The organism is Mycobacterium sp. SMC-8, assembly GCF_025263565.1.
Lineage (GTDB): Bacteria > Actinomycetota > Actinomycetes > Mycobacteriales > Mycobacteriaceae > Mycobacterium.
The window spans coordinates 3,650,965-3,677,872 of sequence record NZ_CP079865.1; the positions used below are offsets into that span (position 1 = coordinate 3,650,965).

The 26,908-nt window shown below is 63.4% G+C and carries 22 protein-coding genes and 3 pseudogenes; 19 read left to right on the plus strand and 6 right to left on the minus strand.

Going from position 1 to position 26,908, the window contains the following annotated elements:
* Window positions 1-12: 12 nt before the first annotated feature.
* Window positions 13-1,041: pseudogene (locus KXD97_RS17645) on the minus strand (IS256 family transposase); the annotation flags it as partial.
* Window positions 1,042-1,176: 135 nt separating this feature from the next.
* Here KXD97_RS17645 and KXD97_RS17650 point away from each other — a divergent pair.
* From KXD97_RS17650 to KXD97_RS17695, 10 genes and pseudogenes are all read left to right on the plus strand, one after another.
* A pseudogene (locus tag KXD97_RS17650) lies at window positions 1,177-2,376 on the plus strand (HD domain-containing phosphohydrolase); the annotation flags it as partial.
* Between the two features lie 112 nt (window positions 2,377-2,488).
* Window positions 2,489-4,000 carry an NAD(P)/FAD-dependent oxidoreductase gene (locus tag KXD97_RS17655; protein WP_260751334.1) on the plus strand — a complete coding sequence of 504 codons (1,512 nt, stop codon included), beginning with the start codon at window positions 2,489-2,491 and terminating at the stop codon, window positions 3,998-4,000.
* A 194-nt stretch (window positions 4,001-4,194) separates the two neighbouring features.
* Window positions 4,195-5,157 carry a class 1b ribonucleoside-diphosphate reductase subunit beta gene (gene nrdF / locus KXD97_RS17660; RefSeq protein ID WP_396885456.1) on the plus strand — a complete coding sequence of 321 codons (963 nt, stop codon included), beginning with the start codon at window positions 4,195-4,197 and terminating at the stop codon, window positions 5,155-5,157.
* A 125-nt stretch (window positions 5,158-5,282) separates the two neighbouring features.
* The gene (locus KXD97_RS17665; protein WP_260751336.1) at window positions 5,283-6,386 is read left to right on the plus strand and encodes a site-specific integrase; all 1,104 of its coding nucleotides are present in this window, start codon (window positions 5,283-5,285) and stop codon (window positions 6,384-6,386) included.
* A gap of 165 nt (window positions 6,387-6,551) precedes the next feature.
* The gene (locus KXD97_RS17670; RefSeq protein ID WP_260751337.1) at window positions 6,552-6,809 is read left to right on the plus strand and encodes an AlpA family transcriptional regulator; all 258 of its coding nucleotides are present in this window, start codon (window positions 6,552-6,554) and stop codon (window positions 6,807-6,809) included.
* A 254-nt stretch (window positions 6,810-7,063) separates the two neighbouring features.
* Window positions 7,064-8,419, plus strand: a complete 1,356-nt coding sequence (locus KXD97_RS17675) for a helicase RepA family protein (RefSeq protein ID WP_260751338.1) — start codon at window positions 7,064-7,066, stop codon at window positions 8,417-8,419.
* Window positions 8,420-8,761: 342 nt separating this feature from the next.
* The gene (locus KXD97_RS17680; RefSeq protein WP_260751339.1) at window positions 8,762-8,905 is read left to right on the plus strand and encodes a hypothetical protein; all 144 of its coding nucleotides are present in this window, start codon (window positions 8,762-8,764) and stop codon (window positions 8,903-8,905) included.
* Entirely contained in the window at window positions 8,902-9,114 is a 213-nt protein-coding gene (locus tag KXD97_RS17685) for a hypothetical protein (RefSeq protein ID WP_260751340.1), read from the plus strand. Before KXD97_RS17680 ends, KXD97_RS17685 begins: the two co-directional genes overlap by 4 nt.
* The gene (locus tag KXD97_RS17690) at window positions 9,111-9,236 is read left to right on the plus strand and encodes a hypothetical protein (protein WP_260751341.1); all 126 of its coding nucleotides are present in this window, start codon (window positions 9,111-9,113) and stop codon (window positions 9,234-9,236) included. Before KXD97_RS17685 ends, KXD97_RS17690 begins: the two co-directional genes overlap by 4 nt.
* A gap of 946 nt (window positions 9,237-10,182) precedes the next feature.
* Window positions 10,183-10,356: a hypothetical protein gene (locus KXD97_RS17695; RefSeq protein ID WP_260751342.1), complete on the plus strand. Its 174-nt coding sequence runs from the start codon at window positions 10,183-10,185 to the stop codon at window positions 10,354-10,356.
* Between the two features lie 319 nt (window positions 10,357-10,675).
* Here the strand turns inward: KXD97_RS17695 and KXD97_RS17700 are convergent, their stop codons facing one another.
* Window positions 10,676-11,506, minus strand: a complete 831-nt coding sequence (locus KXD97_RS17700; RefSeq protein ID WP_260751343.1) for a hypothetical protein — start codon at window positions 11,504-11,506, stop codon at window positions 10,676-10,678.
* A gap of 453 nt (window positions 11,507-11,959) precedes the next feature.
* Here KXD97_RS17700 and KXD97_RS17705 point away from each other — a divergent pair, with 453 nt between their 5' ends.
* Window positions 11,960-12,559, plus strand: a complete 600-nt coding sequence (locus KXD97_RS17705) for a recombinase family protein (protein WP_260751344.1) — start codon at window positions 11,960-11,962, stop codon at window positions 12,557-12,559.
* Here KXD97_RS17705 and KXD97_RS17710 read toward each other — a convergent pair.
* Window positions 12,549-13,193 carry a hypothetical protein gene (locus tag KXD97_RS17710; protein ID WP_260751345.1) on the minus strand — a complete coding sequence of 215 codons (645 nt, stop codon included), beginning with the start codon at window positions 13,191-13,193 and terminating at the stop codon, window positions 12,549-12,551. The genes KXD97_RS17705 and KXD97_RS17710 overlap by 11 nt on opposite strands.
* Window positions 13,194-13,364: 171 nt before the next feature.
* On the opposite strand from KXD97_RS17710, the gene KXD97_RS17715 reads away from it, so the two are divergent.
* The 6 genes and pseudogenes from KXD97_RS17715 to KXD97_RS17735 all read left to right on the plus strand — a co-directional run bounded on the left by KXD97_RS17715 (window position 13,365) and on the right by KXD97_RS17735 (window position 21,436).
* Entirely contained in the window at window positions 13,365-15,341 is a 1,977-nt protein-coding gene (locus KXD97_RS17715; RefSeq protein ID WP_260751346.1) for a class I SAM-dependent DNA methyltransferase, read from the plus strand.
* Window positions 15,342-15,777: 436 nt separating this feature from the next.
* Window positions 15,778-16,614 (plus strand): restriction endonuclease subunit S, encoded by an 837-nt coding sequence (locus KXD97_RS17720; protein WP_260751347.1) that lies wholly within the window; start codon window positions 15,778-15,780, stop codon window positions 16,612-16,614.
* A 62-nt stretch (window positions 16,615-16,676) separates the two neighbouring features.
* Complete coding sequence (locus KXD97_RS17725) at window positions 16,677-17,507, plus strand: GIY-YIG nuclease family protein (protein ID WP_260751348.1); 831 nt, start codon at window positions 16,677-16,679, stop codon at window positions 17,505-17,507.
* Window positions 17,508-17,512: 5 nt separating this feature from the next.
* A complete protein-coding gene (locus KXD97_RS17730) occupies window positions 17,513-20,614 on the plus strand; it encodes a type I restriction endonuclease subunit R (RefSeq protein ID WP_260751349.1) in 3,102 nt (1,033 codons plus the stop codon).
* 216 nt (window positions 20,615-20,830) lie between these two features.
* A pseudogene (locus KXD97_RS33315) lies at window positions 20,831-20,917 on the plus strand (hypothetical protein); the annotation flags it as partial.
* Window positions 20,918-21,067: 150 nt separating this feature from the next.
* Complete coding sequence (locus KXD97_RS17735; protein ID WP_260751350.1) at window positions 21,068-21,436, plus strand: response regulator; 369 nt, start codon at window positions 21,068-21,070, stop codon at window positions 21,434-21,436.
* On the opposite strand, the gene KXD97_RS17740 is transcribed toward KXD97_RS17735, so the two are convergent.
* On the minus strand, window positions 21,414-22,067 hold the full coding sequence (locus KXD97_RS17740) for a response regulator transcription factor (protein ID WP_260751351.1): 654 nt from the start codon (window positions 22,065-22,067) through the stop codon (window positions 21,414-21,416). The two genes, KXD97_RS17735 and KXD97_RS17740, sit on opposite strands and share 23 nt — an antisense overlap.
* Before the next feature lie 228 nt (window positions 22,068-22,295).
* On the opposite strand from KXD97_RS17740, the gene KXD97_RS17745 reads away from it, so the two are divergent.
* Entirely contained in the window at window positions 22,296-22,631 is a 336-nt protein-coding gene (locus KXD97_RS17745) for a DUF3349 domain-containing protein (protein WP_260751352.1), read from the plus strand.
* A 3-nt stretch (window positions 22,632-22,634) separates the two neighbouring features.
* Here the strand turns inward: KXD97_RS17745 and KXD97_RS17750 are convergent, their stop codons facing one another.
* Window positions 22,635-23,681: an NAD(P)-dependent alcohol dehydrogenase gene (locus KXD97_RS17750; protein WP_260751354.1), complete on the minus strand. Its 1,047-nt coding sequence runs from the start codon at window positions 23,679-23,681 to the stop codon at window positions 22,635-22,637.
* A 130-nt stretch (window positions 23,682-23,811) separates the two neighbouring features.
* Window positions 23,812-24,954, minus strand: coding sequence for an iron-siderophore ABC transporter substrate-binding protein (locus KXD97_RS17755; protein WP_260751355.1), 1,143 nt, complete (start codon window positions 24,952-24,954; stop codon window positions 23,812-23,814).
* A 196-nt stretch (window positions 24,955-25,150) separates the two neighbouring features.
* Between KXD97_RS17755 and ctaD the strand changes: the two genes are divergently transcribed.
* Entirely contained in the window at window positions 25,151-26,896 is a 1,746-nt protein-coding gene (gene ctaD / locus KXD97_RS17760) for a cytochrome c oxidase subunit I (RefSeq protein WP_260758022.1), read from the plus strand.
* Window positions 26,897-26,908 lie beyond the last annotated feature (12 nt).

The window sequence follows — 26,908 nt, forward strand, 5'->3', positions numbered from 1 at the left end:
CGACCCCGAGGGCCGGTTAAGTTCCTGGGGATTGTTGCTCCAGATCTGGCGCCAGATCTGCTTGGGGAACGCGGTGAACGCCAACAGGTCCGGTCGGGCCGCTTCGAGGTGATCGGCCACCTTGGGCAGCTTGTCGGCGAGCGCGTCGATGATCCGGTCGTATTGTGCAGCAACGGATTCCGCGTCGGGTTGGTCGAACACCGAATGCACTAGGGTGCGTACCCAGGGCCAGGACGCCTTCGGTGTGACGCTCATCAGATTCGTCGTGTAGTGCGTGCGGCAGCGCTGCCAGGCCGCACCGGGCAGAGTGGCTCCGATCGCGGCCACCAGCCCGGCGTGGGCGTCACTGGTAACCAGCTTCACCCCAGACAGCCCGCGGGCGGTCAGCGACCGCCAGAACGTCAGCCAGCCCGCGCCGTCCTCGGCGGTGGTGACGTCGATGCCGAGGATTTCACGGTAGCCCTCGGCGTTGACCCCGACGGCGATCAGGGCGTGCACGTTGACCACCCGGCCCTGCTCGCGGACCTTGAGGACCAAGGCGTCGGCGGCCACGAACGTGTACGGGCCGGCGTCCAGCGGGCGGGTGCGAAACGCCTCCACGGCGACGTCGAGTTCCTTGGCCATCACCGACACCTGCGACTTCGACAACGACGTGATGCCGAGAGTTTCGACGAGCTTGTCCATCCGCCGCGTCGAAACCCCGAGCAGGTAGCAGGTCGCGACCACCGTCGTCAGCGCCCGCTCGGCGCGTTTGCGGCGTTCCAGCAGCCAGTCCGGGAAGTACGAGCCCTGCCGCAGCTTCGGGATTGCGAGATTCAATGTTCCCGCGCGGGTGTCGAACTGGCGGTGCCGATAGCCGTTGCGGGAGTTGGTCCGCTCAGTGCTGCGCTCGCCGTAGCCGGCGCCGCACAGGGCGTCGGCCTCTGCACCCATCAGGGTGTGGATGAACGTGGCCAGCAGCTCACGCAGCACGTCAGGGTGCGCTGTGGTGAGTCGTTCGGCAAGCACCGCGGGCAGGTCGATATTGTGGGCAGTGGTCATCGCGTTGATTCCTTTGCTCGAGTGACTTTGACGGGTCTCTCGAAGAATCACGCGATGACCCTCAATCAGTCGGCTACGACACGCCGGTACCGCTGATCAGGTCCGACTCGTACACCACTCTGCTGGACGCAACCCATGGCAACGCTTTTCGCCGATGCGCGGGGCCAGATCTCGCAACTGATCCATTCCCACTGCTCGTCGGCGGGCATGCTGGCCGACCGGTTGGGCCTGAGCGCGGAGGTGCAGTCCGTGCTCGGCTACACCTTCGAGCGCTACGACGGCGGCGGACTTCCCGCCGGCGTCGGCGGGGACGGCATCCCGATGCCGATGCGGGTGGCACAGCTCGCCGACGTGGCGGAGGTGCACCATCGCACCTACGGCGTCGACGGAGCGGTCGCGATGGCCCGCAGCCGGCGCGGTGGTCAGTTCGATCCGCGCGTGGTCGACGCGTTCACCGCCGACGCCGGGCGTGTGCTGTCGCTTCCGGCCCCAGGGGAGGCCTGGACGGTCGCCTCGCGCGAAGCTCCCGACTACGGACAGCGGCTCGGCGCCGCGGAACTCGACTCCATGTTGGTGGCGCTCGGCGACTTCGTTGACCTCAAATGCCCTTTCACACTTGGGCATTCGCGTGCGGTCGCCGCGCTCGCCGCCGATGCCGCGAGCCTGGCGGGTTTGGATTGCGACACCGTCACCGTCGTGCGCCGCGCCGGACACGTGCACGATCTGGGCCGCATCGGGGTGTCCAACCAGATCTGGTCGAAGCCGTCGTCGCTGACCGCCGGGGAGCTCGAGCGGGTGCGGCTGCACCCGTATCTGACCGTGCGCATCCTCAGCCAGGTCGACGGCCTCGGGGTGGTCGCGGCAGTGGCCGGCAATCACCACGAGTGCGTGGACGGTTCCGGGTATCCACGCGGGCAGCCCGCCGCGGCCCTGGGCCTGCCCGACCGGATTCTCGCCGCAGCCGTGGCCTACCGATCCGCGCTGGAGCCCCGCCCGTACCGCGAGCCGCTGCCCGGAGCGGGGGCGGCGGCCCGGTTGCGTGAGCGGGTGCGCGGAGGTCAGCTCGACGAGGCCGCCGTCGACGCGGTCCTCCAGGCCGGCGGCCACCGCAGCCGTCGCCCCAGCCCGCGTCCCTGCGGGCTCACCCCGCGCGAGATCGAGGTGCTGTGCCTGGTCGCCCGCGGCGCGTCGAACAAGGAGATCGCCGCGACGCTCGGGATCTCGGGAAAAACAGCACGCAACCACGTCGAGCGGATCTACACGAAGATCGGCGCAGGCAACCGCATCGGCGCCAGCATGTTCGCGCTCAAGCACGGCCTGGTCACTCCGGCCTGATCAGCGCCGAAATTGCATTCCGCGCGCCGAAACCGCCCGAAAGCCCACGTGGAATGCGATTTCGGCGGAATGTACTTAAACGGTACCGGCGTTCCCAGGTACAGTCGGCGTCATGACCGTGGCTGAACACGCTGACACGACCTCCACCGGACAGGTGCCGGTCCGCACCCGCGCCCTGATCATCGGCTCCGGCTTCTCCGGGCTCGGCATGGCGATCGAACTGCAGCAACGCGGCGTCGAGTTCCTCATCCTGGAGAAGGCCGACGAGATCGGCGGCACCTGGCGGGACAACACCTACCCCGGCTGCGCCTGCGACATCCCGTCGCACATGTACTCGTTCTCGTTCGAACCGAAGGCCGACTGGACACACATGTGGTCGTTCCAGCCGGAGATCCAGGACTACCTACTCGGGGTCACCGCCAAGTACGGGCTGCGCCGCTACATCGAGTTCGGCGCGCATGTCGACCGCGCGGTGTGGGACGACGACGAGATGCGTTGGCACGTCTACACCAAGGACGGCCGCGAGTTCGTCGCGCAGTTCCTGGTCTCCGGAGCGGGCGGGCTGCACATCCCGCTGATCCCGGAGTTCGACGGCTACGACGACTACCTGGCCGCCGGGCGGATCGCATTCCACTCCGCTCAGTGGGACCACGACGTCGACATCACCGGCAAGAAGGTGGCGGTGATCGGCACCGGCGCCAGCGCCATCCAGATCGTGCCCGAGATCGTCAAGGACGTCGGTGAACTGCAGCTCTACCAGCGCACCCCGGCCTGGGTGATGCCCAGGCCGAACAACCCGATCCCGGAACGGTTGCAGCGTGTGTTCAGCAACGTGCCCGGTACCAGGGCCGCCATGCGCGCCGGCATCTACTGGCTGCACGAGGCGGTCGGATTCGCGATGACCAAGCAGCCCCGGTTGCTCAAGCTCGGGGAGATGGCCGGCAAGTGGAACATCCGCCGCTCGGTCAAGGACCGCGAACTCCGGCGCAAACTCACCCCGGACTACCGGGCGGGGTGCAAACGAATCCTCAACTCCGACACCTACTACCGCGGCATCGCCGACCCGAAGACCGAGGTGATCACCGACCGCATCGCCCGGTTCACCTCACGGGGCATCGTCACCGGCGACGGGGTCGAAAGGGAAGCCGACGTGGTGGTGTTCGCGACCGGCTTCCACGTCACCGACTCCTACACCTACGTCGACATCAAGGGCCCTGGCGGGGAGGATCTGGTCGACCGGTGGAACCGCGAGGGCATCGCCGCGCTGCGCGGCATCACCGTCGCCGACATGCCGAACCTGTTCTTTTTGCTCGGCCCCAACACCGCGCTGGGACACAACTCGGTGGTGTTCATGATCGAGTCGCAGATCCGCTATGCCGCCAAGGCGATCGCCGCGGTCGACAAGGCCGGCGCGCAGGCGCTGGCGCCCACGCGCGCGGCGCAGGACCGCTACAACGACGAGCTGCAGAACGAGCTCGCCGGCACGGTGTGGAGCACCGGTGGCTGCCGCAGCTGGTACCTCGACGAGCTCGGCGTCAATCGCACCCTCTGGAGCGGTATGACCTGGCAGTACTGGCTGGCCACCCGCCGGTTCGACGCCTCGGAGTACGCGTTCTCCAGCTGACCGTTCGAGAGTGCGGTGAGATCGCGAAACGGCGCCGGCAGACGATCTGTGTGCACTCTCGAGGCGACACGCCAGACACAACATCTCGTGTTGGCGCGCGACTCCCGATACCAGGGGTAGTGTCGATCCAGCCGGCCCGGATGGGTCTGGTGTGACAACTTTTCGCAGGTGAAGGGGTTTTCGTGAGCGATGGCATGAAACTGATCGACCGTGTCTCGGCCATCAACTGGAACCGCCTGCAGGACGACAAGGACGCCGAGGTCTGGGACCGCCTCACCGGCAACTTCTGGCTGCCGGAGAAGGTCCCGGTGTCCAATGACATCCCGTCCTGGAACACGCTGACCGACCACGAGAAGCAGCTGACGATGCGGGTGTTCACCGGTCTTACGTTGCTCGACACCATCCAGGGCACCGTCGGCGCCGTCAGCCTCATCCCGGACGCGCTGACCCCGCACGAGGAAGCGGTGTACACCAACATCGCGTTCATGGAGTCCGTGCACGCGCGCAGCTACTCCAACATCTTCTCGACGCTGTGCTCCACCTCCGAGATCGACGACGCGTTCCGCTGGTCGGAGGAAAACCCCAACCTGCAGCGCAAGGCCGAGATCGTCATGCAGTACTACAAAGGCGACGAGCCGCTCAAGCGCAAGGTGGCCTCGACCCTGTTGGAGAGCTTCCTGTTCTACTCCGGCTTCTACCTGCCGATGTACTGGAGCAGCCGGGCCAAGCTGACGAACACCGCCGACATGATCCGGCTGATCATCCGCGACGAGGCCGTGCACGGCTACTACATCGGCTACAAGTTCCAGCGGGGCCTCGCGCTCACCGACGAGGCCACCCGCCAGGAGCTCAAGGACTACACCTACGAACTGCTCTTCGAGCTTTACGACAACGAGGTCGAATACACCCAGGATCTGTACGACGAGGTCGGCTTGACCGAGGACGTCAAGAAGTTCCTGCGCTACAACGCCAACAAGGCACTGATGAACCTCGGCTACGAGGCGTTGTTCCCGCGCGATGAGACCGACGTCAACCCGGCGATCTTGTCCGCGCTGAGCCCCAACGCCGACGAGAACCACGACTTCTTCTCCGGCTCGGGCTCCAGCTATGTGATCGGCAAGGCCGTGGTCACCGAAGACGAGGACTGGGACTTCTAAAGGTCCAGCTCAAGACCATTTTGACACCGACCGAGGCTGCCTTGACCAGATCGGTGATGCCGAACCGCTCTTAGCTCCCGAGGCCTTCTGCCCACATTTTGCCCACATTTCTCTACGCTGTAGGCGTGGCAGTCGTGGCGGCATACGAAACAAAGCAGGGCAGGCGTTACCGGGTTCGATACCGCACGCCGGACAACCGACAGACCGACAAGCGCGGGTTCAGGACTAAGCGCGAGGCCGAGCGGTTCGCCAACACTGTCGAGGTGGCCAAGATGCGTGGCGAGTACGTCAACCCCGCCGACGCCCGTCGGACGCTCGACGACCTCGGGCAGGCGTGGCTGGACCGCCAGAAGGGGCACCTGAAGCCGTCCGGGTACGCCGTCATGGAGACGACCTGGCGCGTGCGGGTGAAGCCGCGATGGGGACATGTCGCGCTGGGGGACATCAAAGCGAGCGCCGTCGGTCACTGGATCGCCGAGCTAGGTCAGAGCACCGAGGAGGCCACGGCGATCAAGCCTGCGACGATCAAGCGCGCCCACTATGTGCTGGCCCAGATCCTCGCCGACGCCGTGACCGACAACCTGATCCCCAAGAATCCCGCCGCCGGTCTGGCGCTGCCCAAAGCGGCGCGCAAGAGGCCGGTGTACCTCGACCATCAACAGGTCGACTCTCTGGCCGACAGTGCGGGGGAGAACGGTGCTCTTGTCCTCACGCTGGCTTACACGGGTCTTCGGTGGGGCGAGGCGATCGGTCTGCGGGTGGCAGACCTGGACCTGTTGCGCAAGCGTGCCCTGATCCACGAAAACGCCGTGCAGTCAGGTACCGACATCCACGTCGGGACCCCCAAGGCGCACAAGCAGCGAGTGGTGCCGCTACCTGAGTTCCTAGTTCCTCTGCTGGCGCGCCAGTGTGAGAACAAGGGTAGGGGAGATCTGTTGTTCGGCGGAGGCGCGCACCTGCGCCGACCACACCCCGTATCTGGTTGGTTCGCCAAGGCGGTCACAGCCTCTGGGGTGCCTCGGGTGACGCCGCACGACCTGCGCCACACCGCCGCCTCGCTGGCCATTAGTGCGGGGGCCAACGTCAAGGCCGTGCAGCGCATGCTTGGTCATGCCTCGGCGGCGATGACCCTGGACATCTACGCCGACCTGTTCGACGACGACTTGGAGGCGGTCGCCACCGCTCTGGACAAGGCACGTACCGCCTCTCGGCAAGTGTCCGTTACCTAGTTGTGACTATTGGCCGAGGATCTACGACCCTCAGCAAACGACGTGACCTGAGGGCTAGATCCTTCTAGGTGGCTATAAGTTGGCCGGTCGCTACCTTCTAGGTGCTATGCGGGACAGGGCTTTTCGTGCTTTGGCGTGCCGCTTGGTGTCCGTACCGTTTTGGGCATGTCGCAGCAATCACGGTGCCCTCAAGCGAAAACGGGGCAACTCAACGAGGACCGCCATGCACCGGAGCGTGCAGGTCTCGCCAAGGCCCGAGAGGTGGCCGAATACCTCAACACAACCCTCAACCAGCTATCGCGGCTGCGGTTCGAGGGTCACGGCCCGCGCTATGTGAAGCTGGGCCGCTCGGTCCGCTATCGGTGGGAGGACGTCTACGCCTGGGTGGACGAGAACGTCCAGTCCGTAGGGGGTGCCAAGTGATGGACACCGCACCCTGCCGCGAGCAGGCTGACCGCGACCGGCTTGCAGACCCCGATCTGCCCGACCTAGACGACCAGGCGGGCGCTGGGCCACACGCCCAGCACGTCGAGGAGCCGAGTCCCTCGTGAGTCCTTCACATGAAGAGAGCCGCCCCGGCAGCAATGCCACCAGGACGGCCCACAAGTCCAACGCCTCGGACTGCAACGAGATTACCCTGGTGGGGTATGCCGGTACACCTCATCGGGAGGTGACCGATGTCTGCCGCGCTTGAAACCAAGCTGCTGAGCCGCATGATGACCGGCCAGGGCATGGCCGAGGTGATCCAGGCCAAGCTGTCCCCGGAGGTGTTCGAGGACCCGCTCCACCGTGCTGCGTTCGAGCGACTGCTGGCCTACCAGCGTGAGCACGGGATGCAACCGACCATGGTCGTGCTGGCCGAGGAGTTCCCCTCGGTGCAGATCCCGCACCCGAACGGGGTGGAGGAGGCCGCTGGCTGGCTCGTGGAGGAACTCCAGCGCCGCTATGTCGTCAACGAGGGCCAGGAGCTATACCGGCGCACCGCTGTGATGCTGTACGACGACCCGGTGGGCACGCTGCGTCAGGTGGCCCAGGATGCCCGCGAGATCGTCGAGCGCGCCGGGACCAACTGCAAGCTCGACAACGAGTTCCTGACCACCGACCAGCTCGACGAGCTTGAGCCGCCGGAACCGCTGATCGCAGATGTGCTGTCCCGTCACACCTACGCGATCCTGCGAGGCCGTGATGCGTCCTTCAAGTCATTCGTGGCCCTGGACTGGGGGCTGTGCCTGGCCACCGGCGCGCCATGGCAGGGCAAGGCCGTGGAGCGGGTCAAGGTGCTCTACATCGCCGCTGAAGGTGCTCACGGCATCGCCCAGCGCGTGCGCGCCTGGGAAGCCGCTCACGACATCAAGGTCGACCCCGACTGGTTCGTGGTGCGCCGGTCGGCGGTCAACGTGTTTCGCGCCCGCGACGACTACGCCCACCTGCTGGACCACATCGAGCGCGGCGGCTACGGGCTGGTCATCGTCGACACGCTGCGCAGGGTGTCCGGTGGTGCCAACGGCAACGACACCGACATGGGCGTGGTCGTTGACAACCTGGACCGAATCAAGCGCGCAACCGCCAACGGCTCGGTGCTCGCGGTAGCTCACACCGACAAGGGCGACAACGACACCCGTGGGTTCTCCGGCATCGAGGACGACGCCGACACCGTCTGGTCGGCCAAGCGCGAGGCCGACACCAACGAGGTGATCTTGCGGTGCGAGAAGTTCAAGGACGGACCCGACGGGCACCGGTTCGCCCTCGCCATGCGCAACGAGGCCGACTCGCTGGTCGTCGAAGGCCAGACCGCGAGCAGATCCCCGTTCGGCGATGAGACAGTCGCTGCACAGCGGCTGATGGCCACGATGCGAGAGACGTTCTCCAACAACGTCAAGGGTGCATCGGTCCCTGATCTGATCGTGATGACCGGGTTGTCTCGCGCCACGGTCTACCGCTGGCGCACGACCGAGATCCAACGGGGGCGCATCCGCGAGGACGCCAGAGGCAACCTGCACCTGGTCGCCCGCCAAGAGGCCATCGATGGGTAGCCAGATGCTGTCTCATCGCCGTAAGACACCCGTGAGACTGTGCAGGTCAGAGCGTTGCACTCTCTCAACCTGTCTCAAGCCTCTGACCTGCGAAGTCTCATCGTCTCTTATTCCGGTGAGACAGGCAGTCCCAGGGCAGTCTCACGGGCTCTACGCCTCTGACCAGCGCAGTCTCAGCAGTCTCATCGCTGTCTCATCCTCAGTCTCACCGCTGTCTCACAGGCGAGCGTGTCTATGGAATAGACACGCAGCGAGCCGGAAGGGTTTGAGACGACTCTCCAAGATCTCCTGGGAGGCCAACGACCCCGGTCCCTGGCCTTCAACACCGAAGGGCACCCGAGCATGACCACCTCCTGGCTGACCAACCTGACGCTGTTCGCCATGAGCTATGCCCTGGCCACCTCCTGGTACCACGCCACTGCGATCTATACCGGAAAAGTTCTAGCCGCCAACATCTTTCGACCGAGAGGAACGCCCGCACCATGACCGACGACCATGACGACGACCAGGAGGCCCGCGAGTACGCGAGGGCGCTGTTCGCCAACGTCGAGCCCCGACCACCTCGTGACGTCGTGCCCACCCCTGGGCTGACCCGTGTGGCCATGGAACGCCAGTCCGCCGCCTACGGCAAGCCCTGCACCGGCCACATCCCGGAGAGGTCCTTGCCGACCCTGACGGCAACCTCCTGGGCATGACCGCGTCCCGCGAGGTCTCGTCTCTCTCCGGCGGAACGTTCATCACCGAGCATCAGGCCGACGAGTTCGGCATCGAGCCCGGAGAATTTCCGGGCATCTTCATCACGGGACTCAATACGTAAGGAGCTAGAAGGTATGTGCACCAACGACATTGAGCAGACGAATGACGCACCCGCAGAACAGGGGACCCCCGCGCTGGACCCACAGCAGGCCCCGGAGCCCTGAGACCTTGATCCTGGTGACAGCTACGCCGGAGAACGGCTCTGAGGCCCCAGAAGCGGCCCTGAGGACTAAGGCGACGACAGGGGCGGCAAGGACGTGTTGCGCTACCGGCGCAAGTTGCCCGATGCCGAGGCCGAACCAGGCCCATTGGTCGCACGCACTGAAACCTTGTAGCGCCTAGAACAACTGAGACACAGCGGGTTTCGCGTTAATGACTGTGACCACCAGCTCGTGTATTACGTGGAGCGACGCTACACTCGATCAGTACGGTGCCACGTCGGCGGAGTTAATGGCGGGTGGTATCGACGACCGGTAGCGGATCTCAGGCACCGGCGACGTTGACCGGAAGTTCATGGCAACCGTCATAGAAGATCACTTCAGGCAGGGCACTTGGATTGTTGCGATGCCTCGTCCCCACGGGATCATCGGAGCTGCGAGTGCGCACGCAGCTGCATAAGTGCTGAGCGCAACGTGCCTTGCTCGCTCTGTAGTGCGGCTAAAGATTGGTGAAGTGAAGCGCAAGAATGCGCAAGAAATTGTGATTCGATCACCGCCTATGGGTGACCTGCAGCGCGGCTGCTCCGAAGTGAAGAATGGGAACCAGCCGGTCCTGTTATTTCTCCAAATTCGAGTCGCTTCTCGCATGCGGGGACTGGCTCTGAACTGGTAAAATCGGTCTACCGATGATTAAATCCACTGCAAACAGGCACGATTGCGCCACCCGCAACCAAGATCGGTCGACGCATCAGCCGTTAATCGCAAGGTCGCCTGATATAGCCACGCGTTGGGTGTACATCGCGCATCAGGTTGGTGGCGATGTTTATGGACGCTGACGCCATTTATGAAATGAATGGTGTCCTCTACACCTACGACGAGTTGGTCGCCGACGTCGAGGCGGAGGCGGCGACTTTGCCGCCCGAGACCTGGCGATCGGGCGTCTGGAATCTGAACGACTACCTGATCGAGGCGATACAGGTGGGCATCATCAACGAGATCCACCCTGACGACGACGATGACTGAAACTCCATTCAACGGAACCGGCGGAGCTGTGCGACCGACGGGCGCTGACGGTCCCTGCATGGTTGGTTCGCGGCCAGCCGATGACTCCGTTCCGTGCCGCTACTCTTTGCACGGTCGCCTGCATAACGGATGCAACCATGCTATGTGTTGCACGACGCCATAAGAAGAGATGCAGCGCCGAGGGCGGTGGAAGGTGAATCCGAGGGGTAAGCCAGGATGGCCGTTTGATTCGAGACGGAATGGTTAGGCTAATCGTTCCGGTTTTCTTTGAGTAGACCCAACATATCTGCTATCAGATTATTACAAGCGTAATGAGATGCTATCTATAGGGGCGAATTGCATCAAGAAGTTCCGAATTGTCGTCATCCCATTTTTGAACAATTTTCCATGAACTGTGGCCATTGACAGTATTGAGCGTGTATAGACCGTACTGTTGTTTTCTAATTGTAGGGTCGTCGCCTATGCCTGGTAGGATTTCTTGTTTTATGATCCTTGCTTGTTCTGTATTGGTCAGGTCTATGCCCATGAATGATTTTGATTTTATGCGTTCTAGCTCTGGTCCGACTTGTCGATATGCGGCAATAATCATGCCTTCCATAGGTACCATCTTGAAGAATGTCTCAAATCCTTCACAGCCTGGATCGATAACGAGTGGAAGCATGCGTTGACCTTCTTCTGGTTTATCTTGCTGCATACTCGCGTCCGCAATATCAATACTCACGATGTTTGCAACTTCCTGATCAGAGAGTTGTGATTTGTCGGTTAATCCCGGCATCTTTACAACTTCTCTCTGCTCAGGGGTCATATATTTATATAAGAATTTGAATGAATCTTCTCGCCAATCATCGAAATCTTGCGCATAGGCCTTCAGAAGGTATTCGGTGTCGATTTTTGCCGCCTCGAGGGGGTTACTTTGTTGGATTTCATCCTTCGTTACTTTTCCGTCGCCGTTCGTGTCGCCTCTTAGCTGAGAAATAATCTCAGCCGTTGAAGTGCCCTCTGTCACCGTCGCGTCCCGCACCGCATCAATCGATCCTTTCGCCGCGAAGTAGCCCCACGCGTACCAAGCACCACTACCGACGACCACCACGGCGACGGCAATCACAAGCCACTTGACCCACGACAGGCTGCTCTGCTGCGTTGGCTCCATCTGGCGAATCCCCCGTAACGTCTCAAGCCCCACTCGTCGGCTGCCACCGACATATCGCTCTCATCATGGCAAACGTTTCGGTTGGTTGATGTCAGTAGGTCAGATATAAGCCGCGCCGACACCTCGGATGCCCAGGCGGCCGATCCCGTCCGTTGCTGAACGGCATCGGCGTGCTGTGGCGGCCATGGTCACACGCCTCACGCGGAATGCGACCGACATTTCGTCGAGGACTTCCTCCACCCCGTCGGGGTGACATCTCGCGGACACGTCGTAGTCAGGCTGGGCACGCCGCCCGACATAGGAGTTGACGTGTCTCACTAATGACCACATTCGAGATAGCTCGCGAGCGGTGGCGGGTGAAGCAGTTCCGCCAGCTCGATGTGTCTCGAAAGTTAGTCTCGAATCTCGGTGTTTCATTAGTAGCGGCTAGAGCATTTATGAGACACTAGCTGGGTGAACGCAACCACCACGACCACCGGTACCCGCATCGGTTACACCCGCGTCTCGACCGTCACCCAGACCCTCGATCAACAAAACGATGCGCTGAACGTTGCCGGAGTCACGAAGATGTTCTCGGATGTGATGTCCGGTGCCCGTGACGACCGCCCCGGCCTGGCCGAGCTGATGGCCTACGTGCGCGAGGGCGACACTGTGGTGGTCTGGAAGCTCGATCGGCTCGGGCGGAACATGCTGCACATTCTGCAGACGGTGAGGGAATTGACCGAGCGGGGTGTCACTCTGGTGTCGACCTCCGACGGCATCGACTCATCCACCCCAGCAGGACGGATGATGATCGGAGTGCTGGGGTCACTGGCTGAATACGAACGTGAACTGATCAAAGAACGCACGGCCCTAAAGCGTGAAGCGTCTCGGGCGAACGGCACCAAGTTCGGGCGACCCCGCAAGGTCGACGACGTAGACCACATCGCCACTGCTAAGCGGATGAAGGCTGACGGGCACCTCGGTCGCGACATCGCAAAGTACTTGGGCGTCAGCCGAGCGACCCTATACCGCTACTTGGGCGACGCGACAGACCACACGGCTACCGCTTAAACGAAGTGCGCCGGTCGACTAGCTCGCGAAGCTCGCCGGGATTAACCGGTGTGCCGACGACTAGCGCATCACCGAGTCTGATGTCGCCGATGGTGTCCCACACGGACAACCTGACCAGGTGTAGCGAATCGGAGGCCAGTGCAGCAATGTCCTTCATGGCGTCGTAGAGAGCGCGTTGCTTCCATCTCGGAGCGCCCGGCCCCTCAAGCTCACCGGGTGCTCCGGGAGGCCCGAACATCGACTCGCAGGAGGGGGTCGTCCATCGCTTGCCCCACTTGCCAGCATCGAGGCACTTTGCTTCGTGCTGACTGCAGAAGGCGGGGTAGTCCTCGTACCACGGCAGGTTCGCTGCCCACGGTGATTCGAGGGTATTTGCCCGGTATCGGTTGAAGTGAAGCTCCTCGTCGAGTTCGACCACCAGCCCGCCATCGAAGGCCAGGTCCCAGGCTCCAGGGCGGGGAGGCCGCACCGGTTCCGTTCCACCGAGGGCGCGATACGTCGCGACCACCTCGGCCTGGGCTTCGTCCGGCAGGTCATCCAGCCGGGGCGCTGCGGGACTTGAAGCTGCGGATACCAGACCGGCGCGGTTCAAGAGTTTCTGCAGCGCCTGAGCGCGTGCACCAGTACGGACCATCCGCCCAGTGTGCATATGTCGACCGACACTTCTGCTGACCCACCCTCTCCCCGTAGATCCAGTGAGTCCTCGACACCCGGACCACCGAGCGAGGCAAACCCTGCCTGTGCTCTTCGGCGCGAGGTAACTTCCAGGGGTCTCGGAATCGGAAGTGGGGAGTAGATCGAGAACATGGCGCAGACCAACGCGAATCTGATCTGGAAGATCGCTGACCTGCTGCGGGGGCCATATCAGCCCAACCAGTACGGCGACGTGATCTTGCCGTTCACCATCCTGCGCCGCCTGGACTGCATTCTCGAACCGACCAAGGACGAGGTGCTCGCCGAGTACAAGAAGATTCAGGCGAGCAAGGTCGACCCCACCGTCATGTTGAAAGCTAAGTTCAAGCTGCCGTTCTACAACACGTCGCGGTGGACGTTCGCGGCCCTGGTGGGCGACCCCGAGGGTGTGGCTGACAACCTGATCGACTACATCGAGCGGTTCTCACCCAACGTGCGCGACGTCTTCGACGGCTTCCGCATGGTGGACCTCATCGGCGACCTCGCCAAGTCCGACCGGCTGTATCTGATCGTCAAGGAGTTCGCCGCCGTCGACCTGCACCCCAAGGTGATCAGCAATCACGACATGGGCTACGTCTTCGAAGAGCTGATCCGCAAGTTCGCCGAATCCAACAACGCTCAGGCCGGTGATCACTTCACGCCTCGCGAGGTCATCGCGCTGATGGTGGACATCCTGTTCCACACCCAAGACGACGTGCTCACCAAGCCCGGCACGGTCCGTACCATCTATGACCCCGCCGCCGGAACCGGCGGCATGCTCTCGACGGCCTACGACCACCTCATCGAGATGAACCCCAAAGCCCGACCCGTGCTCTACGGGCAGGACATCAACCCTCGCTCATACGCGATGTGCAAGTCCGACATGATCATCAAGGGCCAGGACGTCGACAACATCTACCTCGGCGACACCCTCACCGACGACGGCTTCCGCACCAAACACTTCGACTTCCTGCTGTCCAACCCCCCGTTCGGGGTCGCCTGGAATACCCAGCAGAAGTCGGTCACCGACGAGTACGAGCAGCGCGGCTTCGCCGGACGCTTCGGCCCTGGCCTGCCCCGAGTTTCCGACGGGTCGCTGCTGTTCTTGATGCACCTGATCTCCAAGATGCAGCCCGTCAAGAACGGGGAAGGCGGCAGCCGCCTGGCCATCGTCCTGAACGGTTCACCGCTGTTCACCGGCGGAGCCGGGTCGGGGGAATCGAACATCCGGCAATGGATCATCGAGAACGACCTGCTCGACGCCATCATCGCCCTGCCAACCGACATGTTCTACAACACCGGCATCAGCACCTACATCTGGATCCTGGACAACAACAAACCCGCCAAGCGCAAGGGCAACATCCAGCTCATCAACGCCGTCGACATGTTCGGCAAGATGAGAAAGTCGCTCGGCTCCAAGCGCAAGGAGCTTCGCCCAAAGGACATCGACCGAATCTGCAACCTCTACGACAGCTTTCGCAACCAGCACGCCACCGACGAGCACGACGCCCACTCCAAAGTCTTCAAGGGTGAGGAGTTCGGCTACTCCACAATCACCGTCGAACGTCCCCTGCAGCTCAGATTCACCCCGACCGAGGAGAAGGTCGAGGAAGTCCTGGCGCAGAAGAGCGTGGCCAAGCTCAAGGAAGGCGAGAAGGCCGCCCTACGGAATGCCCTCACGACGCTGATCGGCTGGGAGTGGAAAGATCGCGACGAGTTCGTCACCGAACTCAAAGACGTGCTCGACAAAGCCGGACTGACGAAGCCAGGCGCGCCTCTCGTGAAGACGGTCTGGTCGATCCTCGGCGAGCACGACGAAGACGCGGTCATCGTCACCGACTCCAAAGGCAAGCCCGAACCTAACCCCGCCCTTCGTGACACCGAGAACGTGCCACTGACCGAGGGCATCGAGGAGTACTTCGCCCGCGAAGTTCAATCCCACCTACCTACCGCATGGATCGACCACGACAAGACCAAGGTCGGCTACGAAATCCCCTTCACCCGGCACTTCTACCAATATGTCCCGCCGAGACCGCTAGACGAGATCCAGAAAGACCTTCGTGCCCTCGTAGGCGAGATCCAGGCGATGTTGGCCGAGGTGGGACCGTGAACCGGCCTTCATATCCTGCCTACAAAAAGACGGGACTCGACTGGCTTGATTCCGTCCCCATTGGATGGGACGTAAGCAAGCTCGCGTGGCACACCTCATGCACGAGCGGAGAGTTCCTTCCCACTGACCGGTTTGTTCGGATCAAGGATGAGCTGTCTGACGTGCCCGTGATCGGCGGTACGGGGTGATGGGCTACACGGACATAAGTAACACCAAAGTCGATGCGCTTGCGGTTGGACGCGTTGGCGCACTATGTGGAAACGTCCACCAAGTCTCACCGCCTGCTTGGATCACGGACAACGCTCTCCGTGTTGGAATCCGTTCGGGGTTCAATGCCCGCTATCTGCAGCTTGTACTCCAAGCCCGAAATCTCAATGAGCTGGCTTCTAAAACTGCGCAGCCGTTGATAACTGGAACTCAGGTATCGAGTCAACGTGTGCCTGCTCCGAGTTTGGCTGAACAGTGCTGGATAGTTAAGTTCCTCGACCTTGAGACTGCGAAGGTTGACGCCCTGATTGCCAAGCAGGAGCAGCTCATCGCCACCCTGCGTGAGGACCGCGCCGCCACCATCACCCACGCCGTCACCAAAGGACTCGACGCTGACGCCGAGATGACGGACTCCGGTGTTCAGTGGATAGGGCGCGTGCCTACTCACTGGAATGTGGTGAACATCCGCCGCGTGGCGACTATGAAGACCGGCCACACGCCAAGTCGATCGGTTGCCGATTACTGGAATAACACCACAATTCCCTGGTTCACCTTGGCTGACGTGTGGCAGTTGCGCAACGGTACGAGGATCTATCTCGCAGAAACAGCGAACAGCATCAGCGAGCTAGGCCTAGCCAATTCTGCTGCTGAACTCCTTCCGGCGGGCACTGTCGTGTTTTCACGCACCGCTTCCGTCGGTTTCAGCGGAATCATGCCCATTCCGATGGCCACAAGCCAGGACTTTTGGAATTGGATATGCGGACCTTCGCTGCTGCCGGAATATCTCGTCTTCGTATTCCGAGCGATGAAAGATCACTTCGCAGCATTGATGATGGGTTCAACGCATAAGACCATTTACCAAGCCGACGCGGCAGCCATTCATATTCCTCTTCCACCGTTGGCGGAGCAGCGGAGAATTGTAAAGCTAGTCACCGAGCGGACTGGTGCAATTGACACACTGGCGGCGAAGGCTGAGGAGATGATCTCGAGGCTCCGGGAGTACCGTTCTGCGCTCATCACCGAAGCCGTGACCGGCAAGATCGACGTGCGGGGGGCGGTGGCTTAGCCGTGACACGGGCGCAGACGATCCAGATCTACCTACCGTCCGGTGACCCCGCCGGGCTGCGGGTGGCCAATCTGACGACACGCACCGTCCGGGTATTTGAAGTGCCTCGTTCGTTGCTCCCGCACTTCCTGCAGCGTCCAGAATCTACGCAGGTCGGCGTGTACTACCTTTTCGGGTCGAACGAGGATGAAGCGCCTCAGTGCTACATCGGCCAGTCCGGGAACGTGGGTGTGCGGCTACAACAGCACACCTCGTCGAAGGACTTCTGGACTAAGGCCATGGTGGCGGTATCGCTGACCAACGAGTGGACCTCCACCCATGCGGCCTACCTCGAGTGGCTGTCATTGGGGCGGGCCAGGTCTGCCGGGCGGTACAACCTGGTCAACGGCAACCAGGCATCGAACCCGTTCACGCCGGAGCCTCTTGAGGCTGATTGTCAGGAGTTCATCGACACCATCGCGGTCCTGTTGGCCACTCTTGGCGCACCTGTGCTCGAAGCAGTGAAGCCCGCTGCGGCGTCGTCGCCGGAGAAGTCGAACAGTGACGAGTCGGAGAGCCTGTTCTTCCGCGAAGCCGGATGTGAGGCAACGGGATTCCAGACCCCGGAAGGGCTGTTAGTGGTCGCCGGGTCCAAGGGACGTCCCGACATCCGCAAGTCCGCCCGGCCTGGCATCGCGGTGCAACGCGCAGCTCTGGAAGCAGAGGGAGTGATCAAAGTGGGAGAGCACGAATTGGTGTTCCTCAAGGATCACCTGTTCGGCTCGCCCTCGGCGGCAGGATGCGCGCTGGTAGGTGGCGAGAACAACGGGCGAACGAGCTGGCGCAATGCACAGGGGCAGTCCATCAGCGACCTCGAACAACTCGCGATCGCGCCGACGAGCATCGAAACATAGCTGCAATGGCCCAACAGCATCACGAGTCCTCGTTCGAGGCCGAGATCTGCCAGTACCTTGCCGAGCATGGCTGGCTGTACTCGCCGACGGACGAGGGGTACGACCAGGAACTGGCTTTGTTCCCGGGCGATGTCTTTGATTGGCTCGCCGCCACACAGCCGGAGCAGCTCGCGAAGCGCGTCAAGTCCGAACTGACGGGTGAGGCTCTGAAGAGGGCGCGGGCAGGTGTGCTGGCGACCCTAGTGAAGCAGTTGGGCGCTGACCCGAAAGCAAATGGCGGCACGTTGTCGGTCCTGCGACGCGGGTTCAAGGACCTCAATGCGCAGTTCACGATGTGCCAGTTCCGACCCAATACCTCGTTGAACGAGACCACACAGAAGCGGTATGACGCGGTGCGGCTGCGAGTGATGCGCCAGGTGCACTACTCGACACAGAACTCCAACAGCATCGACCTCGTGTTCTTCGTCAACGGTATTCCGGTGGCTACGGCTGAGTTGAAGACCGACTTCACCCAGAACATCACCGATGCGGTGCTGCAGTACAAGAACCATCGCCTACCCAAGGGCGAGCCGTTGTTGGCCTTCGGGTCGCGGGCGGTGGTGCACTTCGCAGTGTCCAACAGCGAGGTGCAGATGACCACCAAGCTGGCGGGCAAGAACACGTTCTTTCTGCCGTTCAACCGGGGCAACAACCACCACGCCGGAAACCCGCCCAGTTCGCACGGGTCGCCGACGGACTACCTGTGGCGCGAGATCCTGCAGCGCGACACCTGGCTCGACATTCTGGGGCGTTTCCTGCACCTGCAGGTCACTGACAAGATCGACCCAGTCTCGGACAAGAAGGTCCGCACGCAGACGATGCTGTTCCCGCGCTACCACCAGTGGGATGCAGTCACCCGACTCCTGCAGGCGGCAAGCACGCAGGGGCCGGGACGCCGCTATCTGATCCAGCACAGCGCCGGATCGGGCAAGACAAACTCCATTTCCTGGCTCGCGCATCGGCTGTCGGTGTTGCACGACGAGGCGAACAAGCCGGTGTTCGACTCGGTCATCGTGATCACCGACCGCAACGTGCTCGATGCCCAGTTGCAGGAAGCGATCCGCCAGATCGACCGCACCCCCGGTGTCGTCGCGCACATCGCCGGATTGGGCGGATCTAAGTCCCAGGAGCTGGCAGACGCGCTCAGCGGCGGGACGAAGATCATCATCGTCACCATCCAGACTTTCCCCCACGCGCTAGATCTGATCCATACTCAGGCTTCGCTGAAGGGCAAGAACTTCGCGGTGATCGCCGACGAGGCCCATTCGTCGCAGGCCGGGGAAGCCTCCAAGAGGCTCAAGGCCGCCCTGGCAGCCACCGAGCTGGACGACCTCGAAGACGGCGGCTCCGTCGACGCTGAGGATGTTCTAGCGGCGGAGATCGCGGCACGGGCCGAGTCGACCAACATCTCGTTCTTCGCGTTCACCGCCACCCCGAAGGCCAAGACCCTGGAGCTGTTCGGGCACAAAGGCGCAGGCGGCAAGCCACACCCCTTCCACCTGTACTCGATGCAGCAGGCCATCGAAGAAGGCTTCATCCTCGACGTGCTGAAGAACTACACCCCGTACAAGACAGCCTTCCGCCTCACCCACAACGGTCAGTCCTACGAGTCGGAAGCGACCAGCACCGGCACCGTCGCGGTCACCGGCAGCGCCAACGGCGACCTGGTGGACAAGTCGGCAGCGGTCAAGTCGGTGATGAACTGGGTCAAGCTGCACCCGACGAACATCTCCCAGAAAGTGGCGATCATCGTCGAGCACTTCCGCGCCAACGTGGGCTGGCGACTCGACGGCAAAGCCAAGGCCATGGTGGTCACCTCGTCACGCAAGGCAGCGGTGCGCTACAAGCTGGCCTTCGACAAGTACGCCGCCGAGCAAGGCTATGACGATGTGGCGGCACTGGTGGCGTTCTCCGGCGAAGTTAGCGACCCCGACTCCGGCATCGACAAGGCCACCGAAACGACGCTGAATCCGGGCTTGAAAGGTCGCGACCTGCGCGATGCCTTCGCCACCGACGAGTACCAGGTGATGCTCGTCGCCAACAAGTTCCAAACCGGCTTCGACCAGCCCCTACTGGTCGCCATGTACGTCGACAAGCGTCTCTCCGGCGTCGCAGCAGTGCAGACCCTGTCGCGGCTCAACCGCGTCGCGCCGGGCAAGGACCAGACTTTTGTGCTGGATTTCGCCAACAGCGCTGAAGAGATCGTGGACGCCTTCGAGCCCTACTACGAAGCCACCACCCTCAGCGATGTCACCGACCCCAACATCGTGCACGAGACCATGGCCAAGCTCGACGCCGCCGCGATCTACCACGAAGCCGAGGTCGAGGGCCTCGTTGTCGACTACCTGGCCAACAAGGGCAACAACGCGCTCACCAAGTGGGTGACCCCGGCCCGAGACCGGTTCCGCGACCGCGAGCGCACCGCAGTCGAGGCCAACGACAACGCCGCACTCGATGAACTGATCATGTTCCGCAAAGACGTCGGCACCTTCCTGCGCCAGTACGACTTCTTGTCCCAGATCGTCAACTACGAAGACCTCGCCCTGGAGAAGCTGTCGATCTACCTGCGCCATCTCGCCCCGGTGATCACCGCCGAACAACTCCAGCACGAGATCGACCTGTCGACCGTGGACTTCGACTACATCGCCCAACACGAACAGGGCACTACCTCCGGCAAGCTCGCCGGGGGCGTGCCGCTAGAACCCACCACCGATGCCGGAACCGGCAGCGTCAAAGACCCAGAGATGGTCGCCCTGGCCGAGGTGATCGAAAAAATCAACGACCTGTTCTCCGGTGACCACCCAGAATCCAGCGTCAACAACGTCGTCACCCACGTGAAGGATCGACTCCAGGAGAGCGAAACCCTGCAGCAGCAGGCCCAGCACAACACCTTGGCTCAGTTCTCGGCCAGCCCGGACCTGCACAGCGAGTTCATCTCAGCGGTCATCGGCGCGATGGCCTCATCCGAGGATCTGTCGACTCAGATCATCAACAACCCCGATCTGTCCCAGAAGTTGCTCGCCGAGCTTGTCCCGATCATTTACCGGGGCCTTAAGGAGACGGCTTGACCTAGGGAGCCGGTGCCGCAGTCGACTCCTCTCCCCGAGAGAGACAAGGTCCGTTAATTAAGCGAAGAAGCCGAGGGTCTGCAGGCACGGATGCTAGGCCTCGCGTGCCCACATTTTGCCCACAACGTACTGAATATTACGGGTTACTAGAGGCATGAAGAGGTTTGAATAATTCCAGCTCAAACGCACTTTCAAGCCCGTGGCCTCACACCTGTGCAGAACCACGACTTCTTCTCCGGCTCAGGGTCGAGCTACGTGATCGGTAAGGCCGTCAACACCGAAGACGAGGACTGGGACTTCTAGCCCGTCGGGTGACCCGCGGCGACGTCGCCTGTCCTCCGTACGGCGCTGCGGTGCAACCAGACTGAGCGTGTGGCGGGTGGTGCGCGGAGGGCACCGTGTTTTCCCGCTAACAGGAATGCCGTCGGTGGCCGATGCTGCCAAGCTGGAAGCATGACTGCGCCGCGCTGCCTGATCGTCGACGACAGCGCCGACTTCCGGGACGCAGCCCGTACGCTGCTGGAGCGCGGCGGCATCGTGGTCGTCGGCTCTGCGGGCGACACCGACGAGGCGCTGCGCCGAGCCCGGGAACTGCATCCGGACGTGGCGCTGGTCGACGTGAACCTCGGCGCCGAAAGCGGGTTCGACGTCGCCGAAAAGATGCGCGACATCCCCGTCATCCTGACGTCGACCCACGACGGGCAGGACTTCGCCGACTTGATCGCCGCCAGCCCGGCTTTGGGCTTCCTGCCCAAACTCGCCCTGACTCCGCGGGCGATCAGAGAATTGCTGGACCGGGTCAGCGGGATTCCAGGTACATGATCACCGCGCGCACCCGGCGGTGATCGTCACCGGTCTCCGGCAGGTTCAGCTTGGTCAGAATGCTGCGCACGTGCTTTTCCACCGTGCCCTCGGTCACCCATAAGCGGCGCCCGATGCCGGCGTTGGACAATCCTTCGGCCATCAACGTCAGCACCTCGTGCTCGCGCGCGCTGAGCGCGGCCAGCGGATCGTCGCGCTTGCGGGCCGAGACCAGTTCGGCCACCAGGGCCGGGTCGACCACGGACGCGCCATTGGCGACCCGCTGCAGCGTGTCGACGAAATCGGCGACGTCGGTGACCCGACTCTTCAGCAGATAGCCGATCGCGTGGCCACCGGCCAGCAGCTCCATCGCATGGTCGACGTCGACATGGGCCGACAGCACCACGATGCCGACCTCCGGAGATTCCGCCCGTATCGTGCGGGCCGCGTCGAGCCCTTCGCTGGTGTGAGTCGGCGGCATCCGGATGTCGGTCAACACCAGTGTCGGCCGATGTTCCCGAACCAGATCCAGCAGCGACACACCGTCACCGGCCTGTCCGACCACATCGAAACCCGAGCGCTCCATCAGGCTGGCAAGCCCTTCGCGCAACAACACGTCGTCGTCGGCGACGACAACCCTCGGCGCGCTCATGTGTCCTCCCGGCCCCCGGCGTGAGCGTGGCGCCTCATTCTCGCACTGTCATGTCACCGTCGAATCGGTTCGCGCAGCATCGGCGCGCGGCCGCCGCGCACGGGGTGCTGTACATGCTGACGCCGTTGAACTGCCCTGCGCTGCAAGCACTCCCGGAGGAACTCACTTGGGACCGCGTTCGGCCGCCCCGGCAGCGGGCGCGCCGCCGGTTGAGAGGACACTGGATCCGTGAACGCCAAGTCCCTGTTCCAGTCGATCCTGGAATGGCTGCGCGCCGGTTATCCCGGGGGCGTCCCCGGTCCGGATCGTGTACCGCTGTTTGCGCTGTTACGTGCCACCCCATTGACCGAGGAACAGATCCGCGAGGTGATCGCCCGCCTCACCGAGGACCGCTCGCCGACCGCCGCCGAAACGAAGATCGACCACGACGAGATCGAGGCCTTCATCAAGGACGTCACACACCACGATGCCGGGCCGGAGAACGTCGCTCGGGTGGCGGCGATACTGGCCGCGGCAGGGTGGCCACTGGCGGGGCTGGACGCCGACAGAGACGACGCGGACTGACCGTCAGCGCAGCGAGCTGGTGTCGATGACGAACCGGTATCGCACGTCGCTGGCCACGACACGTTCGTAGGCCTCGTTGATGTCGTCCGGCTCGATGATCTCGATCTCCGGGGCCACCCCGTGCTCGGCGCAGAAGTCGAGCATCTCCTGGGTCTCGGCGATGCCGCCGATCAACGAGCCTGCGATGCTGCGCCGTCCGAACACCAGCGCACCGGCCGGGACCTCCATCGGATGCTCGGGCATGCCGAGTTCGACCAGGGTGCCGTCCAGCTTGAGCAGCTTGAGGTAGTCGTCCATCTTCAGGTTGGCTGACACGGTGTTGAGGATCAGGTCGAAAGTGCCCTGCAGCTCTTTGAAGGTGTCGCGGTCGCTGGTGGCGCGGTAGTCGGACGCGCCCAGGCGCAGACCGTCCTCCATCTTCTTGAGTGACTGACTGAGCACCGTCACCTCGGCGCCCATCGCGACGGCCAGCTTGACCGCAAGGTGTCCGAGTCCGCCCAGACCGATTACCGCCACCTTCTTGCCCGGCCCGGCGTTCCAGTGGTGCAGCGGCGAATACGTGGTGATGCCCGCGCACAGCAGCGGGGCCGCCTGGTCCAGCGGGATCGCGTCCGGAATGGTCAGCACATAGTTCTCGTCGACCACGATCGCGCCGCTGTACCCGCCCTGCGTGCGCTCGCCGTCACGACCGACAGCGTTGTAGGTGCCGACCATCCCACCGCCGGTGCAGTACTGCTCCTCGCCGGCGCGGCATGCCTCGCACTCGCGGCACGAGTCGACGAAGCACCCCACGCCGACCCGGTCTCCGACCTTGAATTTCGTTACCTCGGAGCCGATTTCGGTGACGATGCCGGCGATTTCGTGTCCCGGCACGATCGGGTACTCGGCGGCCCCCCATTCGCCCCGCACGGTGTGGATGTCGGAGTGGCAGATGCCGGCGAAGTGGATGTCGAACGCCACGTCGTGCGGTCCGACGTCACGGCGCGTGACGGTCGTTCTGGTCAGCGGAGCGTCGGGCGAAGTGGCTGCGAATGCGGAAACGGTGCTCATCATTACCTCTAACTCATCGAATTTCTGGCATGAGACCCCTGCCTGGGCAGGCCGGGTGCCGCGAAAATTGCCGCAACGCTGCGGCTCGTCGATTTCCAACCGCGGGGGCCGGTGCGTTAATCCCGGGCCGTCAGTTGATCGGTGCGTTGACCCATCGTAGGTCGGCGAGGATTCCGCGTGCGGCCACCACATTGCCGCCGCTCTGCCACACCTCGTTGTTCACCGCGAACACCCGATCGTCGCGGTTGGCCGACAGCCGCCGCCACGCATCGCTGTTGAGCACCTCAGGCGCGCGTTCGCGGGCTTCGGCAGTGGCGAACGACACATAGAGGATGTCGCCGTCGGCGATCGAGAAGTCGGGCGAATCCCCGAGATCCTCGTCTGTGATGCCGACCTCGACGTACGGCTTGCCGGTGAAGCGCTGCGCGGCCGGGCGATCGACCCCGACCTCGGCCAGCACGCTGCCGGGGAAGCTGTCGGGGCCGAACACCCTCATCGTGGTGTCTGTGAACTGCACCACCGATGCCTGGAAATGTGTCGCGTCGCTGTCCTGACCGATTTGGTCGGCCTGGCGGTCGAACTCCTCGATCACCGCGTTCGCTGCCCCTATGCGCCCGGTGGCCGCACCCACGGTCCGCAGCGTGTCCTTCCACGCCGCGCCCGCAGGACCGGTGAAGACGGTCGGCGCGATCTCGGCGAGCCCGGGATGGTCCTGTGGGGTCAGCGCCACCGATCCGAGGATCAGATCCGGTTCGGCAGCCCGGACGGCGTCGAGGTCGGGGTCACTGCGGTCACCGGCGCCGGGCAGTTCATGGATCACCGTGCCGAGGTAGGCCGGTTGTGTCTGCGAACCGTCGGGCAGCGCGGCCGCCACGATGCGGGACTGCAGTCCGAGCGCGCACAGGGCGTCGAGCTGGTCGCCCGCGAGCACGACGATGCGCTGCGGGTCCGCGCGCACCTGGGTGACTTCGGGAATCGGGGGAGAGATGCCGTGCCCGGTCGCGTTGCGCACCTCGCGGTCCGGGGGACCGTCGTCGAGCGGTGCCGGTTCGGGCGCGCAGGATTCGTCGGGCCTGCGGTCGTTGCCGAGCACGCCCGCGCTCGCGATGCGGGTGACGCTGGTGGTGACCGAGGTCGCGCCGGGCGTGGCGGCGGGGGCATCACCGGAGGAGCCGCAGCCGTTGAGCGCGGCGACGACGATCGCGGTGCCGACCGCGGTCAGGCCCGCCGACCGGGAGGCCCAGCGGCCCGCCCGCGCTCCCGTGATCAGCACGGGCCGACGTTAACATCTGTGCATCGCCCGGCAGGTCAGGGCATGTCACAAGATCCGCGCCAGGCCAATTACGACGGTATGTAGGACCACCCCGAGCGCAGTCGCTCCGGGGAGTTAGGATTCATACGAATCGTCGGCCCCGCCGACTGTTCGATCCGGTCATCCCGGTCAGCGATACGGAAGGTTGGAGGACCAGTTGGTAGCGGAAGCGCCCCCAATCGGAGAACTTGAAGCTCGGCGGCCGTTCCCGGCACGGCTGGGACCCAAGGGCAACCTGATCTACAAACTGATCACCACCACCGATCACAAGCTGATCGGCATCATGTACTGCGTCGCGTGCTTCGCGTTCTTCCTGATCGGCGGCCTGATGGCGCTGTTCATGAGGACCGAGCTGGCCGCGCCCGGGCTGCAGTTCCTGTCGAACGAGCAGTTCAACCAGCTGTTCACCATGCACGGCACGGTGATGCTGCTGTTCTACGCGACGCCGATCGTGTTCGGCTTCGCGAACCTGGTGCTCCCGCTGCAGATCGGCGCCCCCGACGTCGCGTTCCCGCGGCTGAACGCGTTCTCGTTCTGGCTGTTCCTGTTCGGCGCGCTGATCGCGACCGCCGGCTTCATCACCCCCGGTGGTGCGGCCGACTTCGGCTGGACCGCGTACTCGCCGCTGACCGACGCCATCCACTCGCCCGGAGCAGGCGGTGACCTGTGGATCATGGGCCTGGCGGTCGGTGGTCTGGGCACCATCCTGGGCGGCGTGAACATGATCACCACCGTGGTGTGCATGCGTGCGCCGGGCATGACGATGTTCCGGATGCCGATCTTCACCTGGAACATCCTGGTGACCTCGATCCTGGTGCTGCTGGCGTTCCCGATCCTGACCGCGGCGCTGTTCGGGCTGGCCGCCGACCGCCACCTCGGGGCGCACGTCTACGACCCCGCCAACGGCGGTGTGTTGTTGTGGCAGCACCTGTTCTGGTTCTTCGGCCACCCCGAGGTCTACATCATCGCGCTGCCGTTCTTCGGCATCGTCAGCGAGATCTTCCCGGTGTTCTCCCGCAAGCCGATCTTCGGCTACACCACGCTGATCTACGCCACCCTCGGCATCGCCGCTCTGTCGGTCGCGGTGTGGGCGCACCACATGTATGCCACCGGCGCTGTGCTGCTGCCGTTCTTCAGCTTCATGACGTTCCTGATCGCGGTGCCGACCGGTATCAAGTTCTTCAACTGGATCGGCACGATGTGGAAGGGCCAGTTGACGTTCGAGACACCCATGCTGTTCTCGATCGGCTTCATCGCGACGTTCCTGCTCGGTGGCCTGTCCGGCGTGCTGCTGGCCAGCCCGCCGCTGGACTTCCACGTCACCGACAGCTACTTCGTCATCGCGCACTTCCATTACGTGCTGTTCGGCACCATCGTGTTCGCCACCTACGCCGGCATCTACTTCTGGTTCCCGAAGATGACCGGCCGGCTGCTCGACGAACGGCTGGGCAAGCTGCACTTCTGGCTGACGTTCATCGGTTTCCACACCACCTTCCTGGTGCAGCACTGGCTCGGTGACGAGGGCATGCCGCGCCGCTACGCGGACTACCTGCCCAGCGACGGGTTCACCACGCTCAACGTGGTGTCGACCATCGGCGCGTTCATCCTCGGCGCCTCCACGCTGCCGTTCCTGTGGAACGTGTTCAAGAGCTGGCGTTACGGCGAGGTCGTCACCGTCGATGATCCGTGGGGATACGGCAACTCGCTGGAGTGGGCCACCAGTTGCCCGCCGCCGCGGCACAACTTCACCGAGTTGCCCCGGATCCGCTCCGAGCGTCCCGCGTTCGAACTGCACTACCCGCACATGATCGAGCGGATGCGCCGCGAAGCCCACGTGGGCCGGGCCCACGGGCCGGAGGACGGCGACGTGACCCGGATCGACGACGTCGAAGTACGTAGCTGACGGAGCCGACGA

Coding starts and splice junctions, on each gene's coding strand:
- KXD97_RS17730 (WP_260751349.1), top strand. CDS start 17,513: ATGGCCCAACAGCATCACGAGTCCTCGTTCGAGGCCGAGATCTGCCAG.
- KXD97_RS17655 (WP_260751334.1), top strand. CDS start 2,489: ATGACCGTGGCTGAACACGCTGACACGACCTCCACCGGACAGGTGCCG.
- KXD97_RS17685 (WP_260751340.1), top strand. CDS start 8,902: ATGACCGACGACCATGACGACGACCAGGAGGCCCGCGAGTACGCGAGG.
- KXD97_RS17700 (WP_260751343.1), bottom strand. CDS start 11,506: ATGGAGCCAACGCAGCAGAGCAGCCTGTCGTGGGTCAAGTGGCTTGTG.
- KXD97_RS17740 (WP_260751351.1), bottom strand. CDS start 22,067: ATGAGCGCGCCGAGGGTTGTCGTCGCCGACGACGACGTGTTGTTGCGC.
- KXD97_RS17710 (WP_260751345.1), bottom strand. CDS start 13,193: ATGGTCCGTACTGGTGCACGCGCTCAGGCGCTGCAGAAACTCTTGAAC.
- KXD97_RS17680 (WP_260751339.1), top strand. CDS start 8,762: ATGACCACCTCCTGGCTGACCAACCTGACGCTGTTCGCCATGAGCTAT.
- KXD97_RS17670 (WP_260751337.1), top strand. CDS start 6,552: ATGTCGCAGCAATCACGGTGCCCTCAAGCGAAAACGGGGCAACTCAAC.
- KXD97_RS17695 (WP_260751342.1), top strand. CDS start 10,183: ATGAATGGTGTCCTCTACACCTACGACGAGTTGGTCGCCGACGTCGAG.
- nrdF (WP_396885456.1), top strand. CDS start 4,195: ATGAAACTGATCGACCGTGTCTCGGCCATCAACTGGAACCGCCTGCAG.
- KXD97_RS17690 (WP_260751341.1), top strand. CDS start 9,111: ATGACCGCGTCCCGCGAGGTCTCGTCTCTCTCCGGCGGAACGTTCATC.
- KXD97_RS17675 (WP_260751338.1), top strand. CDS start 7,064: ATGTCTGCCGCGCTTGAAACCAAGCTGCTGAGCCGCATGATGACCGGC.
- KXD97_RS17735 (WP_260751350.1), top strand. CDS start 21,068: ATGACTGCGCCGCGCTGCCTGATCGTCGACGACAGCGCCGACTTCCGG.
- KXD97_RS17750 (WP_260751354.1), bottom strand. CDS start 23,681: ATGAGCACCGTTTCCGCATTCGCAGCCACTTCGCCCGACGCTCCGCTG.
- KXD97_RS17715 (WP_260751346.1), top strand. CDS start 13,365: ATGGCGCAGACCAACGCGAATCTGATCTGGAAGATCGCTGACCTGCTG.